This window comes from Pseudomonas sp. R1-43-08 (assembly GCF_003852255.1).
GTDB lineage: Bacteria > Pseudomonadota > Gammaproteobacteria > Pseudomonadales > Pseudomonadaceae > Aquipseudomonas.
The window spans coordinates 261,525-276,051 of the sequence record NZ_CP027734.1; the positions used below are offsets into that span (position 1 = coordinate 261,525).

Annotated in this window: 12 protein-coding genes; 6 read left to right on the forward strand and 6 right to left on the reverse strand. The window is 60.0% G+C overall.

Features of this window, described 5'->3' with window-relative positions; genetic code table 11:
* Positions 1-38 precede the first annotated feature (38 nt).
* The 5 genes from C4J87_RS01000 to desA all read right to left on the reverse strand — a co-directional run bounded on the left by C4J87_RS01000 (position 39) and on the right by desA (position 6,736).
* On the reverse strand, positions 39-1,238 hold the full coding sequence (locus C4J87_RS01000) for a hypothetical protein (protein ID WP_124365375.1): 1,200 nt from the start codon (positions 1,236-1,238) through the stop codon (positions 39-41).
* A 13-nt stretch (positions 1,239-1,251) separates the two neighbouring features.
* Complete coding sequence (locus C4J87_RS01005; protein WP_124365376.1) at positions 1,252-2,139, reverse strand: nitrilase family protein; 888 nt, start codon at positions 2,137-2,139, stop codon at positions 1,252-1,254.
* Between the two features lie 74 nt (positions 2,140-2,213).
* Positions 2,214-4,193: an FAD-dependent oxidoreductase gene (locus C4J87_RS01010; protein ID WP_124365377.1), complete on the reverse strand. Its 1,980-nt coding sequence runs from the start codon at positions 4,191-4,193 to the stop codon at positions 2,214-2,216.
* A gap of 168 nt (positions 4,194-4,361) precedes the next feature.
* Positions 4,362-5,363, reverse strand: coding sequence for a sensor domain-containing diguanylate cyclase (locus tag C4J87_RS01015; protein WP_124365378.1), 1,002 nt, complete (start codon positions 5,361-5,363; stop codon positions 4,362-4,364).
* A gap of 188 nt (positions 5,364-5,551) precedes the next feature.
* Positions 5,552-6,736 (reverse strand): delta-9 fatty acid desaturase DesA, encoded by a 1,185-nt coding sequence (gene desA, locus C4J87_RS01020; RefSeq protein WP_124365379.1) that lies wholly within the window; start codon positions 6,734-6,736, stop codon positions 5,552-5,554.
* Between the two features lie 166 nt (positions 6,737-6,902).
* On the opposite strand from desA, the gene dibA reads away from it, so the two are divergent.
* From dibA to C4J87_RS01050, 6 genes are all read left to right on the forward strand, one after another.
* Positions 6,903-8,813 carry a phosphodiesterase DibA gene (dibA, locus tag C4J87_RS01025; protein WP_124365380.1) on the forward strand — a complete coding sequence of 637 codons (1,911 nt, stop codon included), beginning with the start codon at positions 6,903-6,905 and terminating at the stop codon, positions 8,811-8,813.
* An 803-nt stretch (positions 8,814-9,616) separates the two neighbouring features.
* Positions 9,617-9,799 (forward strand): sulfur starvation response protein OscA, encoded by a 183-nt coding sequence (gene oscA, locus C4J87_RS01030; RefSeq protein WP_010565387.1) that lies wholly within the window; start codon positions 9,617-9,619, stop codon positions 9,797-9,799.
* Between the two features lie 146 nt (positions 9,800-9,945).
* The gene (locus tag C4J87_RS01035; RefSeq protein WP_124360743.1) at positions 9,946-10,956 is read left to right on the forward strand and encodes a sulfate ABC transporter substrate-binding protein; all 1,011 of its coding nucleotides are present in this window, start codon (positions 9,946-9,948) and stop codon (positions 10,954-10,956) included.
* A gap of 200 nt (positions 10,957-11,156) precedes the next feature.
* Positions 11,157-11,975 (forward strand): sulfate ABC transporter permease subunit CysT, encoded by an 819-nt coding sequence (gene cysT / locus C4J87_RS01040; RefSeq protein ID WP_065949976.1) that lies wholly within the window; start codon positions 11,157-11,159, stop codon positions 11,973-11,975.
* A gap of 13 nt (positions 11,976-11,988) precedes the next feature.
* Positions 11,989-12,861, forward strand: a complete 873-nt coding sequence (gene cysW / locus C4J87_RS01045) for a sulfate ABC transporter permease subunit CysW (RefSeq protein WP_124365381.1) — start codon at positions 11,989-11,991, stop codon at positions 12,859-12,861.
* Between the two features lie 3 nt (positions 12,862-12,864).
* The gene (locus C4J87_RS01050) at positions 12,865-13,845 is read left to right on the forward strand and encodes a sulfate/molybdate ABC transporter ATP-binding protein (RefSeq protein WP_124360744.1); all 981 of its coding nucleotides are present in this window, start codon (positions 12,865-12,867) and stop codon (positions 13,843-13,845) included.
* Positions 13,846-13,970: 125 nt separating this feature from the next.
* On the opposite strand, the gene C4J87_RS01055 is transcribed toward C4J87_RS01050, so the two are convergent.
* Positions 13,971-14,498, reverse strand: a complete 528-nt coding sequence (locus C4J87_RS01055) for a DUF962 domain-containing protein (protein ID WP_124365382.1) — start codon at positions 14,496-14,498, stop codon at positions 13,971-13,973.
* Between the last annotated feature and the right edge of the window lie 29 nt (positions 14,499-14,527).

Here is a 14,527-nt window from a genome sequence, read left to right on the forward strand (position 1 = left end):
TTTTATGCCTGATGAATCACCTCCAGGCGTTGATTGGGTTAATCCGCGATCACCGCACCGATGAACGGCACGATCAACGCCGTACTGATCGCCATGGACAAGACGTTGCCGATGTAGGGATGCAGGTAGCTGGGCAGGCGCCCGGCAATCGCGCAGGCCAGCGGCGGGGCGATCAGCGCGCCCAGTATCGCGCTGGCTACAATCACTGTCGGGTTGCCGCCATAGGTCAATACGGCAGCGGGCACTACCGACACCAGGGGCACATAGGTTGGGTACCAGCCACGCTCACGCCATTGCCGACGCCACAAAAGAATGCCGATGAGTGAGGTCAGCGCTTGGCCTGCAATCAGGTGTGGCAACCATCCAGATCCATACGCGGGGCTCAGGGGATTCAGCGCATAAGCCAGCAACACCCCAGCGAGCAAACCCAGGCTGGCCCACTCATTGCCATAGAACGGCGCTTCGGAAAAGTCCGCCAGCACCCGACGTAACGTCCAGCGTATACCGTAATCGGGTGTTTTCAGGGCGGCAGCGGGAGGGATGCTCGCTTTGGGTTCAGCTGCACGGCTTACCAGCACCGGCAGGGCACGGCATAGTAAAAACGCCACCACACTGCCTAAAGCCATGCCCAATACATTGCCAATCACCACCGGCAAACCCAGCGGAATGCATAGGTAGTTGACCAGCAACAGGCAGCTCGGCGTCACCAGGAGCGCGCCGAGCAAGGCGCCATTGAGCGTGACCTTCCACCCCCCGCCAAACATCAGCACCATGGCCGCCGGCAGCGAAACAAAGGCGGCGAACGTGGGTTGCCAAGCGTCTGCCGTCAGGGTCCAGCCCCACATCGCATTGCTTAGCAGCAAGCCCAGCAATGAACTGGTCACCAACCAGGGCCAGAGCCCCGTGCCGTAGGCGATGCTGAAGCCTTGCCAGGTTTGAGCGTAACGACTGGTCCAGTAACCGAAGGCGCCACCGAGCAGCAGGCCGAGTGACGCGAACTCGTGTTTGTAGAAGGCCACCTCACTGATATCGCCGACCACCCAACGCAACCACGCTGTTGGTGTGGGCAGGCTGGCCATCATGTCGTTGTAGCTTGGCCAAAGCTCCGGCGCCGAAGTGGAGTAAGCCACTGACAACCCGGTGAGTGACACTACCAGGGTGAGCGAGGCCAGGAACAGAATGGCAAGGTGGCGAACAGGTGAGTCTGATGGCAGTTTTTTTGTCGGTAGGAAAGCCATGGTCGCACCCCCATCAGCGTGGCAGGCACGGGTGAAGGCGGTAGCCGAGCATCCCGTCATACAGGTCGCTGCGACGATCCCGTTGCAGGTCGTTGAGGCTGTTCCAGATCGGTGCGCTGCGAGCGCTGGAGAGGTCGATGTCGGCGTAAATAATCGCTTGCTCGTTAGGTGAGGCGATCTTGCCGATGGGCCAGCCGTTGGTGCCGGCAATCAGTGAACACCCAAGGTAACGTGCATCCTGTTCCTCGCCGATACGGTTGGCCGCAGCAATGAACACGTTGTTGACGTGGGCGGCCGTCATGGTCAAGTACGAGGCCATGCATTTGCCGGCTTCGTCGAACAGCGGCGGTGGGGTCCACACCCAGTTGTTCAGGCTGCAGATGATATCGGCGCCTTGCTGGGTCAGGATGCGTGGGACCTCGGGGAACCAGATGTCCCAGCAGATCAGTAAACCTATACGGCCTATGGGGGTTTCAAACACGGGGAATCCAAGGTTTCCGGGGCTGAACCAGAGCTTTTCCTTGTTCCAGAGGTGGGCCTTGCGGTATTTGCCAATCAGGCCGTCGGGGCCCAGCAGCACGGCGGTGTCGAACAGTTGCATGCCGTCGCGTTCAGCCAGGCCTGCCACGAGATGCACCTGGTGAAACTGCGCGAAATCCATCCAGGCCCGCAGGCTGGGACCGTCTGGAACGGGCTCGGCATGCAGATAGGCGTCCTGGCGACTGTTGAACAGATAACCGGTATTGGCCAACTCGGGCAGCACAATCAAATTGGCGCCATTGTTAACCGCTTGCAGGGCAAGGCTCAGGCTGGTTTCCAGGTTGGAAGCGCGATTGTAGGTGCCGACTTGCGGATCAAATTGCACAACGGCGACGCGTACGGGGCTCGTGGACTCGTTCATGGTGCAGACCTCTTATTGTTATGAGCCCACCGGAATGGGTGGGCGTTTAATAGGAAGTCTTTTTTGTTTATGCGTCAGTAGGCTGTTTCCGCTTGAGTCGTAGGCAGTTGCTGTATCAATGGCTGCCCCTGGTAACGCGGGTACTCATCCAGGGTAAACCCCCCGTTGAACGCGGCTTGGGTGGTATTGCAGAGGTTGATCACGGCGTCGACGGCGCCGCGCAGGCACGGCTCGGTCCAGCCTGCATCCACGGAAAACGATTCCCCAGCCAGATACAGGCCGGAAACATGGGCATAGTCGCGGTTGTACTGCATCAAACTGACGGCATCGTAGTAAGTCCCCGCGCGGTAAAGCTTGGCGCACCCTAGCGCGTTCTTGTCGGTCATCCAGCGTTGGACGACGGCGTTTTGTGTATCGATGTAGGGCGATATCGGCGCTTTGATATTGGCACTGCGTAACAGGATGCGGTCCAGTTCCGTGACGCACTTATTGACCAGTGTTTGGTCGTCAAAAGAGGCCAGTTTGGTCGCGTCATCCTCCCAGGTGTAACTGAGCAAGATGCAGTCATAGGGATAGGCGTCGTGGTAGCGATAGGTGTACACATCATGGATAAAGCTGTCGGTGACCATGATCTGGGGAATCTTTCTATTGTTCGACAGGAAGCTTTTCTTGAGCGGTGCGTAGACCTTGCAGCTGGTTTCCCAGTGAGCGGTTTTGTAGGCATTGATGACGGAATACGGCAGCATGCCCTGGCTGAAATTTTCCAACTGAATGTGTGTTTCGATAATCCAGGACGGCAGGGTCATGATCACCGCATCGAAGTCTTCATGACGTTCGGCTTTACCAGTAGGGCTGCTGGCGTGCCAGTCATAGGTCACGCGGATTTGGCCGTTTTCAAGCTTGGATAAGCGAGTCACTGAGGTATCGGTGAGAAAGCCCTTCCCGCGGTCTCGGCAGTGGTCGTAAAAGGACTGGGCGTTGACCTTGGTTTCCATAAACAGCAGGCACTCATCCAGCGCTGCGAGCCCTAGATAACGCGGCGCGTCGAACGCCAAGTCATTGCAATCTCTGAGGCTGGTTTGCCCCAAGTACGGTGACGCAACGGGATTGCCGTCAATGCCGACGCGCCCATGCACCAGTTGTAGTTGACTGCTGAAACCGAAGATCGCCGTGCGTAAAGGGTAGAGGCAGCACACGTCATAAAACGCTCCCCAACTGCCATCACCGATGCCGATGGAATAGAAAAGGGTGGACTCCTCCCGGGTCATGCCGAGCCCGCCAAAGTCCCCGGGAATATTGGCATTCCACGTAACACTCGCCAATGTCACCAAGTCACGGAAGGACAGGCTCTGGTAACGCGCGACGATGGCGGCCCATAGGGATTCCCACTGCGGCGTGCCATAGATCTTTGCGACTTGGTGCGTCATCTGATCTGCAAAATGGCGCCACTTGGCATACACCTGCTGCAATTTTTCTGTTGGCGGAGGTGTGTGACCTTGCGAGTTTTTCCAGATAAGCATTTGCGGCTCTAGCTGTCCCTCGAGTAGCCCCTCACTCAGGTAAATGCCAGTGCTGCGCACATGCGGCGTGCCTGGATTGGGGAAGTCGGATAGCTGCAGTTCAAAGCGTTTGCAATAGTAGGCCAACAGCGATTGACCATCTAAAGGCGATTCACCGGCCTGGTTAAACATCGGCATGCGCATGGCGCCCATTTCGAAGGGGGTCTGACCCAGCAGTGGAGATTGGCCGGAGTTGAGCGTTGATAGATGACGCCCCCCAACGCGGTGAGACTGTTCCAGCAATGTGACGTTTTTGAATCCGCACCGAAGCAATTCCCGCGCGGCGGTCAAGCCGGTGATGCCCGCGCCGACGATGCAGATTTTGTAATCGGGTTGGGTTGCCTGGGCGATGCCAAAGTCGTGTTCGACCAATTTCCGATAGTTGAAGCACAAGTCCGGAGGGCTCGGGAAACGGCCTCGCCATGAGGATGGCGCATGGGTTGGCAAGTGCTTGGCGACTAAGGCGGGGTAGTCGTAGGTGGATCCGATGGTCATGGTTCACGCTCCAGAGTCTGGCCAGTCTTGAGGAATGACCGGCGGCAATGGTGAGTGAATTTAGTGACGCGAGAAGGTGTCGGGGTGGTAGATCGTTGTGGTGAGACTGGCGTCAGATGTAGCGCGGGCCTGCAATCTTTCGACGGTAACCCCCGCTCCTGATCAGCACTAACCCGCTATCACCCGATTTTTACCCTGGCGTTTTGCCTCATACATCGCCGCATCGGCGCGGCCGAACAGGCTGTCGAGGGTCGAGTCGTCTTCGCGCAGGCTGGTCAGGCCTTGGCTGACGGTCACTGTAAACGCGTGGCCTTCAACGCTGAAACTCAGCGCCTGGATTTCCTTGCCCAGCCGCTCGGCTACCTGCAGGGCCATGTCCGGGGCGCAGCCGGGCAGTATGGCGGCGAATTCTTCGCCACCGATGCGGCCGAACAGGTCGCCACGGCGCAACACGCTTCGGCCACTTTCGGCGATGCGCCGCAGCACCTGGTCGCCTTCGAGGTGGCCATAACTGTCGTTGATGTCTTTGAAGTCGTCGATGTCCAGCAACAGGAACGCCAGCGGCGTGCCCTGCATACAGGCGTTGTCAAAGGCCTGGTTGGCGAGTTCGAAGAAGTGCCGGCGGTTGCTGCTCTGGGTCAGTACATCGGTGGTGGCCAGGCGATGCAGTTCCAGCTCCAACTGCTTCTTTTCGGTGATGTCCTCGGCCATGCCCACGACGATCATCGGCTTGCCCGGCTCGGCCTGCTGATTGATATAGCATTTGTCGCTGAGCCAGCGGATCTGCCCGTCGACCGTGACGATGCGGTATTCGCGGTCTTCCACGGCGCCCTGTTCCAGCACGCGGGCCAGGCTGTGTTCGGCGTAGTCGAGGTCTTCGGGGTGGATGCTGTTGCGCCATTCCCGGTGATCGGCCAACAGCAAACCGGCGCTGCGGCCGAATATCCGTTCGTAGGCCGGGCTGACGTACAGCACACGACGCGTTTCCCAGTCGATGGCCCACAGCACCGCGTTCACGCTCACCAGCAGCGAGCTGAGCAGCTGCTCACGCTCACTCAGCCGCTCGACCTCGCCCTGGGCATGCATCAGCGCCAGCAGGGTCGACGCCGCCGCTGGGCGCGGTGGCTGGGCAGAGGACAGGTCAATCGGGCAGGGCTTTTCGTGAACCATCGGAACAACTCTCTCTGGGCGCGCCGCAGGATGGAACAGCGGTCACTACAAGGGGTCACCATGATGGCGAAGTGTTCTTTGAGAGAGGGGAATTGCGGTGAAGTTCCGTGATCGGGATGGATTGGCGGTGCCCGGAAAATGGCGCCAAAAAGCCAGTGTGCGGGAGGGAGAGCCCTCCCGCAGTACCGTCAGACCGCTGCGGGACGCAGTGAATAGGTCTTCAATTGGTGAGCGAAATCACGCAGAGATTGAATGCCGCTGGCCTCGGCTTCGTGCACCCATTCCTTGATCGCCGCCAGCATGTCGTGGCCGTTGGAACTGGTTTTGAGCCAGATCTGCTGCAGCGCCAGGCGCTTCTCGTAGATCACACTCAGCGCATGGCTGTGTTCCAGCATGCTCTGGATGCGCACGTGGTGGCGATCGCTCAGCAGGCTGGTTTCCCGCGACAGCAGGCGCTTGGCGCGGTGAAACTGGTGGCGCACCGAATGATCGACTTTCTCCAGCTCCTGCTTGACCAGCGGGCCGATCACCAATTTGCGGTATTGGGCCATGATCTGGAAGCGGTTGTTGAGGATCGCCATCGCGGTGTCCATGTCCAGATGGCCCTTGCCTTCGACACGGTGGGCGATCGGCGCGACGCGCTGCACCTTGGCCAGGCGCAGGAAGCTGAATACCTTGATCCAGGCCCAGCCCAGATCGAATTCCCACTTCTTCACCGACAACTTGGCCGAGTTGGGGTAGGTGTGGTGGTTGTTGTGCAGTTCTTCGCCACCGACGATGATGCCCCACGGCACCAGGTTGGTCGCCGCGTCGCGGCATTCGAAGTTGCGATAGCCCACGGCATGGCCCAGGCCGTTGATGACGCCGGCGGCCCAGAACGGGATCCACATCATCTGGATCGCCCAGATGGTGATGCCAATGGTGCCGAACAGCAGCACGTCGATGACACCCATGATCGCCACGCCCAGCAGCGGGTAGCGCGTGTAGAGGTTGCGTTCGATCCAGTCGTCCGGGCAGTTCTTGCCGTAGATGCGCAGGGTCTCGGGGTTTTCCGCCTCGGTGCGGTACAGCTCGGCACCTTTGCGCAGCACGGTGGACAGGCCCTTGATCACCGGGCTGTGCGGGTCATCGACGGTTTCGCATTTAGCGTGGTGCTTGCGGTGGATGGCGGTCCACTCACGGGTGTTCTGCGCCGTGGTCAACCACAGCCAGAAGCGGAAGAAGTGTTTCAGGCCAGCATTGAGCTCGAGCGAGCGATGGGCCGAATAACGGTGCAGATAGACGGTGACCCCGATAATGGTCACATGGGTCATCAACAACGTGACTGCCACCAGTTGCCAGGCTGACAGGTCAAGAAAACCGTTGTACCACATAGGCTGTATGGCCCTCAGATAAAGTAAAGAACAGCTCACGCATTATCACTAAGCCTACAGAGAAAACCAGCCGCCCTTTCAGATAGAAGTGACTGGATGTTTCTTATTCTATAATCCTCAGCCTTCGTAGGGCGATTGTGTTTTTTTGGTAAGGATTACTGAGCATATGTTGTTTTCATACCGAGGAGCCCTACGTGCGGGGCTGGTATACCTGCTGATTTCCGTTCTATGGCTCCAGCTTAGCCACCATCTATTAATCAGCTTTATCGATGATCCACGGGTCTTGGCGCATTGGCTGCAACTGCGCGGCTATGTCTGGGTAGGCCTGAGCGCGCTGGCTATTTACCTGATGGGCGCGCGGTTTGCCCGTGCCCACGCGTTGCAGCAACCCTTGAAAGAAAACCGTGAACGCTTGCAACAGGCCGCTGCGGTGTTTGATTGCACCCGCGAAGGCGTGCTGGTCACCGACGCTCAGGGCCTGATCGTGCACGTCAATCGGGCGTTCATCGAGATCACCGGATACCGCCGCGAAGACGTCATGGGCCGGCCACCCAGCCTGTTCAAGTCCGGGCGCCATTCGTCGAATTTTTATCAACAGATGTTCCAGGCCCTCGAGCGCAGCGGCGAATGGAGCGGCGAAATCTGGAATCGACGCAAAAGCGGAGAAATTTACCCCCAGTGGCAAACCATCCGCGTCATCCGTGATGACCAGGGCCACATCAGCCACTACGTCGCCGTGTTCTCGGATATCAGCGCCATCAAGGACTCCGAACACGAGCTGGCGCACCTGGCGCACCACGACCCGCTGACCGGCCTGCCCAACCGCCTGCTGTTCACCGACCGCGCCGAGCAGGCGCTGGCCTCGGCACGCGTGCACAAGCGCGGTTGTGCGTTGCTGTTGATGGACCTGGATCACTTCAAGATCATCAATGACAGCCTCGGCCACAATGTTGGCGATCAACTGCTCAAGCTGGTGGCCGACCGTCTCAAGGGGCTGTTCGGGCCTGGGGTGACCCTGGCGCGCCTGGGGGGCGACGAGTTCGCCGTGCTGGCGGAAAGTTGTCCCCAGATGATGCAGGCTGCGGCCATGGCCCAGCGCATGCTCGAGGCCATGAAGGAGCCGTTCATTTTTGACGGCAACCAGCTGTTTATCAGCGCCAGCATCGGTATCAGCCTGTTCCCCAGTGATGCGCTGAGCGCCGAGCAATTATTGCGCAACGCTGACTCGGCCTTGTTCAAGGCCAAGAACGCGGGCCGTGAAAGCTACGCCTTGTACACCGAGGAACTGACGGCTCACGCGCAGAGTCGGGTGGAAATCGCCAGCGAATTGCGCCGCGCCCTCGACCAGCAGGAGCTGCGCGTCTATTACCAGCCGGTGCACGACCTGCAGGACAGCCGTTTGATTGGCGTGGAAGCGCTGGTGCGCTGGCAGCATCCGGAGCGCGGCCTGGTGCCACCGGGTGAATTTATCCCCATCGCCGAGCGCACCGGGTTGATCGCCGACATCGATGCCTGGGTGATGGACCAGGCCTGCCGCCAGATGTGCCTATGGTTGGCGGACGGCGCGCCGTTGGGGTTTATCGCGATCAACGTCTCCAGCCGCCTGTTTGCCCGGCGTGAACTCTACGAACAGGTCGGCCAGGTGCTCCACGACACCGGCCTGGACCCGGCCTTCCTGGAGCTGGAAGTCACCGAAAGCGCGGTGATGGATGATCCGGAAGTCGCCCTTGAACAACTGCACCGCCTGCGCGAGCTGGGCTTGCGCCTGGCCATCGACGACTTCGGCACCGGCTATTCCTCGCTGTTGCGCCTCAAGCGCCTGCCGGTGCAGAAACTCAAGATCGACCAAGGTTTTGTCGCCGGCTTGCCTTGGGATGAAGACGACGCCGCTATCGTGCGCGTGGTCATCGCCCTGGCCAAAAGCATGGGCATGCAGGTGCATGCCGAGGGGATCGAGCAAGTGGAGCAGGCGCGCTTCCTGCTGGACCAGGAGTGCGACATGGGCCAGGGGTATTGGTTTGGCAAGCCGATGCCGGCGGCCGATATCGACTGGCACCGAGCCCCGGTCCTTAATTGAAATACGATCAAACTGTGGGAGGGGGCTTGCCCCCGATAGCCATAGGTATCTACACAACTTTGTAGCAGCCTACGGTAACCACGATGCGAAGCGAGTCGCTCTTGATCTTGCTCTTGATCTTAAGCGCCCCGTTAAACCACGCTGGCCGGAATCCGATAGTGATTTGGGGGGTAAACCGGCAGGGATGCCGGTTTAGCCGCCCCGCGCCATGGATGGCGCGTGGCGGCGGCCCCCCAAATCAATGTCGGATTCCGGGCACACCGAGCCTGGGCGAGGTGCCGAGTGGTGGGGCAAGAGCGTTTTGCTTACTTTTGCGCTTTTCAAAAGTGAGACGCCGTAAGGGCGGAACCCTAAGCCGCCGTTACCGCAGCAACGGATATGTACTCGCCTTGATCCAACATCCTGGTCGGCTGTCAGGCCGCCATCGGGGGCAAGCCCCCTCCCACATTTTGGTCGCAGTGCATCAGTTAGAGAGGCTTCGGCTCCTGGGCCGCCGCAGGTTCAGGGCCGCGCCAAAATTGTGTAGATACCCATGCCCCGATAGCGGTGTATCAGATTGGTGAGGCTTGGCTGACCCACCGCCATCGGGGGCAAGCCCCTCCCACATTGGATTGCATTACGGCTTAATTTCAGTGGCTGAACGCAAAACCTGCGCGCAACCCCACGTCCCGTCAGAAAATTCTTTCTGGTTATATAAACATTCTTAAATAGTATTTTTAAGAATATCCGCGCTTATCTACTATCGCCTCACGCCACAAGCAGTGCCGCCACTGCCAGGCACTATTCATTTCAGGAGCGAGACCATGAGCGCATCTCTACGTAGCGTCGACGGCCAGGACGAAGCAGCCATTTTGCGTGAGATCCAGAGCGCCTTGCGCGATCTGCGGTTTGGCGCGGTGGAAATCACCGTACACAACGCTCAAGTGGTACAGATCGAACGCAAGGAAAAATTCCGTCTGCAGAACCCGGGTAACAAACCCGCCTAAGAATAAGCCACCAGTAGGAGCGAGCTTGCTCGCGAAAAACGCCAACGATAACGCAGCGCATCAGGTTTAACGCGGTGCTCCTGGGTTTTTCGCGAGCAAGCTCGCTCCTACAGGGTTGCGCCAACATAAGAATTTCAGGAGCTTCTATGTCGTCGATTCGCCGTTACGCCCTGGCCGCATTGGCCAGTGCCGTGTTTGCCGGTTCCGCCGTTGCCAAGGACTACGAGTTGCTCAACGTCTCGTACGACCCGACCCGTGAGCTGTACCAGGACTACAACGCTGAGTTCACCAGCTTCTGGAAACAGTCTCACCCGGGCGACAACGTGAAGATCCAGCAATCCCACGGTGGTTCGGGCAAGCAGGGCCGCGCGGTGATCGACGGCCTGCGCGCCGACGTGGTGACCCTGGCCCTGGCCGGCGACATCGACGAAATCGCCAAGCTGGGCAAGACCCTGCCGGAAAACTGGCAGACCCGCCTGCCGGATGCCAGCACCCCGTACACCTCGACCATCGTGTTCCTGGTACGCAAGGGCAACCCCAAGGGCATCAAGGACTGGGGCGACCTGGTCAAGAAAGACGTTTCGGTGATCACGCCCAACCCGAAAACCTCCGGCGGTGCGCGCTGGAACTTCCTCGCGGCCTGGGCCTACGGCCTGAAGACCGGCGGCAGCGAAGCCAAGGCTCAGGAATACGTCAAGGAGCTGTTCAAGCATGTGCCGATCCTCGACACCGGCGCACGCGGTTCCACCATCACTTTCGTCAACAACGGCCAGGGCGACGTGCTGCTGGCGTGGGAAAACGAAGCGTTCCTGGCGCTGAAAGAAGACGGCGGCGCCGACAAGTTCGACATCGTCGTGCCTTCCCTGTCGATCCTCGCCGAGCCACCAGTGGCCGTGGTCGACAAGAACGCCGAGAAAAAGGGCAATACCGAGATCGCCACCGAATACCTCAAGCACCTGTACAGCCCGGCTGGCCAGGAGATTGCGGCGAAGAACTTCTACCGCCCACGCGATGAGAAAGTCGCCGCCAAATACGCCCAACAGTTCCCGAAACTGGACTTGGTGACTATCGACAAAGATTTCGGCGGCTGGAAAACTGCCCAACCGAAATTCTTCAACGACGGTGGCGTGTTCGACCAGATCTACACGGCGCAGTAACAACACCGATCCCTGTAGGAGCGAGCTTTCTGTGGCGAGGGAGCTTGCTCCCGCTGGAGTGCGAAGCGCTCCCAGTACCGGTCCCCACGGTTCATCGGGTCGCCTGGCCCTGGGGCTGCTGCGCAGCCCAGCGGGAGCAAGCTCCCTCGCCACAACAGCTGGCTTCTACAGTGGTTTCTACCCTTTAACCAAGGACTCTTATGTCGCGTCGTATCTCCCCCGTCATACCCGGCTTCGGGCTGACGCTGGGCTACACCGTCGTGTACCTCAGCCTGATCGTGCTCATCCCGCTGGCGGCGATGTTTGTACACGCCGCTCAACTCACCTGGGATCAGTTCTGGAACATCATCTCCGCACCCCGCGTGCTGGCGGCGTTGAAACTGAGCTTCAGCACCGCGTTGTACGCCGCGCTGATCAATGGCGTGATCGGCACCCTGCTGGCTTGGGTGCTGGTGCGCTACACCTTCCCCGGACGCAAGATCATTGATGCGATGATCGACCTGCCGTTCGCCTTGCCCACCGCCGTGGCCGGTATCGCGTTGACCGCGCTGTACGCGCCTAACGGACTGGTTGGCCAGTTCGCCGCCGACCTGGGCTTCAAGATCGCCTACACCCCGCTGGGCATCACCCTGGCGCTGACCTTCGTCACCTTGCCCTTCGTGGTGCGCACCGTACAGCCGGTACTCGCCGATATCCCCCGGGAAGTCGAAGAGGCCGCCGCCTGCCTGGGCGCCAAGCCGCTGCAAGTGTTCCGTCACATCCTCGTGCCGGCGCTGTTGCCGGCCTGGCTGACCGGTTTTGCATTGGCCTTCGCCCGTGGCGTCGGCGAGTACGGTTCGGTGATTTTCATCGCCGGCAACATGCCGATGAAAACCGAGATTCTGCCGCTGCTGATCATGGTCAAGCTTGACCAGTACGACTACCGCGGCGCCACCTCGATCGGTGTGCTGATGCTGGTGGTTTCCTTTGTCCTGCTGCTGCTGATCAACTTGTTGCAGCGGCGCATCGAACGTCCATAAGGAGGCGCGGAACATGTCCCAATCGTCTATCTCCGCCGCGTCCTCGGCCAACGCCGCCCGGCGCGGCAGCGCCACCTCGCGACGCATCCTGATCGGCCTCGGCTGGCTGGTGTTCGCGCTGTTTTTGCTGCTGCCGCTGTTGATCGTGGTGTCCCAGGGCTTGAAGAATGGCCTCGGCGCGTTCTTCACTGCGATCCTTGAACCGGACGCGCTGTCGGCGCTGAAACTCACGGTAATCGCCGTGGTGATTTCGGTGCCGCTCAACCTGGTGTTTGGTGTCAGCGCCGCGTGGTGCGTGAGCAAGTATTCTTTCCGTGGCAAAAGCATATTGGTAACGCTGATCGACCTGCCGTTCTCGGTCTCGCCCGTGATCGCAGGCCTGGTGTATGTGCTGATGTTCGGCGCCCAGGGCTTCTTCGGACCGTGGTTGCAGGCCCATGACATCCAGATCGTGTTCGCCTTGCCCGGCATCGTGCTGGCGACCATCTTCGTCACCGTGCCGTTCGTGGCCCGCGAGCTGATCCCGTTGATGCAGGAGCAGGGCACCCAGGAAGAAGAAGCCGCGCGCCTGCTCGGTGCCAACGGCTGGCAGATGTTCTGGCATGTCACCGTGCCGAACATCAAGTGGGGCCTGATCTACGGCGTGGTGCTGTGTACCGCGCGGGCCATGGGTGAGTTCGGCGCGGTGTCGGTGGTGTCCGGCCATATTCGTGGCGTAACCAACACGCTGCCGCTGCACGTCGAGATTCTCTACAACGAATACAACCACGTCGCCGCCTTCGCGGTGGCCAGCCTGTTGCTGATCCTGGCGCTCTTCATCCTGCTGCTCAAGCAGTGGAGCGAGAACCGAATCAACCGCCTGCGCAACAGCGCCGGTGAGGAATAAGTCATGTCGATCGAAGTCCGTAATGTCAGCAAGAACTTCAATGCCTTCAAGGCCCTGGACAGCATCAACCTGGATATCCAGAGTGGCGAGCTGGTGGCCTTGCTGGGCCCGTCCGGCTGCGGCAAGACCACCTTGCTGCGCATCATCGCAGGTCTCGAAACCCCGGATGACGGTAGCATCGTGTTCCACGGCGAGGACGTCTCCGGCCACGATGTGCGTGATCGCAACGTGGGCTTTGTGTTCCAGCACTATGCGCTGTTCCGCCACATGACCGTGTTCGACAACGTCGCCTTCGGCCTGCGCATGAAGCCGAAAAACCAGCGCCCGAGCGAAAGCCAGATCGCGACCAAGGTTCACGACCTGCTGAACATGGTGCAGCTCGATTGGCTGTCCGATCGCTACCCGGAACAACTCTCCGGCGGCCAGCGCCAACGTATCGCCCTGGCCCGCGCCCTGGCGGTAGAGCCTAAAGTGCTGCTGCTGGACGAACCGTTTGGCGCCCTCGATGCCAAGGTGCGCAAGGAGCTGCGCCGCTGGCTGGCGCGCTTGCACGAGGATATCAACCTGACCTCGGTGTTCGTGACCCATGACCAGGAAGAGGCCATGGAAGTTGCCGACCGTATCGTGGTGATGAACAAGGGCGTGATCGAGCAGATCGGCTCACCGGGCGAGGTTTACGAAAACCCGGCCAGCGATTTTGTGTACCACTTCCTGGGTGACTCGAACCGCCTGCACCTGGGCGAGGATAAACACCTGCTGTTCCGCCCCCATGAGGTGTCGCTGTCGCGGCATGAGCTGGAGGATCACCATGCGGCTGAGGTGCGCGATATTCGGCCGCTGGGCGCGACCACGCGGGTGACCTTGAAGGTCGAAGGCCAACCCGAGCTGATCGAAGCCGAAGTGGTCAAAGATCACGACAGCCTCACCGGCCTGGCCCGTGGCGAAACCCTGTTCTTCAAGCCCAAGGTCTGGCAAAAAGCCTAAGCTCACCCCAGTGCCAAATGTGAAATGGGGCCAATGTGGGAGGGGGCTTGCTCCCGATAGCGGAGTGTCAGTTGGCCTATGAATCAGCTGACCCACCGCCATCGGGAGCAAGCCCCCTCCCACATTCAGACCTCGCTTGGCTTGAGATCGCGACGAGCCACCGGTCCCGAGCGCGCTTCAATCTGTTGTTTCAGGTCCTGCCGCAAGCCCACCAGAAACGCCAACTCCGCCACCACAAACAACGGCCCCACGATCAGCCCCGACACGTCGTCCACAAACGCTGGCTTGCGGCCTTCGTAGTAATGCCCGACAAACTGGATCACCCAGCCCAGCACAAACAGGCCCACGCCGCTGCCCAGCCACACCGTCGTGCTCTGCGCCGCCAGTACGTGCCCGGCCCACACCGATAAACCCATCAGCACCGTCATCAACACACCCAGCGCCAGCTCCAGGCGCAGGTAGAACCACGCCGAAAACAGCGCCAGCAGCACCGCCGGCGATAGCCACAGCCCGCCCACCGCCCATTCGGGGCGTGACAGCAGCACGGCGACCGCCACCACAATCAACGGAATGCCGATGAAATGACTGGTGATATTGCGCGGGTCGCGGTGGTAGGCGGCGTATTGACTGAGGTGGTCGACGAGGCTTTTCATTGTTATTCCTCTAGTAAGATGTTTGATCA

What these genes read in the sequence shown, in the direction of transcription:
- C4J87_RS01055 (WP_124365382.1), bottom strand. Translation starts at nt 14,498, where the DNA reads ATGAAAAGCCTCGTCGACCACCTCAGTCAATACGCCGCCTACCACCGC.
- C4J87_RS01050 (WP_124360744.1), top strand. Translation starts at nt 12,865, where the DNA reads ATGTCGATCGAAGTCCGTAATGTCAGCAAGAACTTCAATGCCTTCAAG.
- cysT (WP_065949976.1), top strand. Translation starts at nt 11,157, where the DNA reads ATGTCGCGTCGTATCTCCCCCGTCATACCCGGCTTCGGGCTGACGCTG.
- C4J87_RS01000 (WP_124365375.1), bottom strand. Translation starts at nt 1,238, where the DNA reads ATGGCTTTCCTACCGACAAAAAAACTGCCATCAGACTCACCTGTTCGC.
- C4J87_RS01010 (WP_124365377.1), bottom strand. Translation starts at nt 4,193, where the DNA reads ATGACCATCGGATCCACCTACGACTACCCCGCCTTAGTCGCCAAGCAC.
- C4J87_RS01035 (WP_124360743.1), top strand. Translation starts at nt 9,946, where the DNA reads ATGTCGTCGATTCGCCGTTACGCCCTGGCCGCATTGGCCAGTGCCGTG.
- dibA (WP_124365380.1), top strand. Translation starts at nt 6,903, where the DNA reads ATGTTGTTTTCATACCGAGGAGCCCTACGTGCGGGGCTGGTATACCTG.
- desA (WP_124365379.1), bottom strand. Translation starts at nt 6,736, where the DNA reads ATGTGGTACAACGGTTTTCTTGACCTGTCAGCCTGGCAACTGGTGGCA.
- C4J87_RS01005 (WP_124365376.1), bottom strand. Translation starts at nt 2,139, where the DNA reads ATGAACGAGTCCACGAGCCCCGTACGCGTCGCCGTTGTGCAATTTGAT.
- cysW (WP_124365381.1), top strand. Translation starts at nt 11,989, where the DNA reads ATGTCCCAATCGTCTATCTCCGCCGCGTCCTCGGCCAACGCCGCCCGG.
- oscA (WP_010565387.1), top strand. Translation starts at nt 9,617, where the DNA reads ATGAGCGCATCTCTACGTAGCGTCGACGGCCAGGACGAAGCAGCCATT.
- C4J87_RS01015 (WP_124365378.1), bottom strand. Translation starts at nt 5,363, where the DNA reads ATGGTTCACGAAAAGCCCTGCCCGATTGACCTGTCCTCTGCCCAGCCA.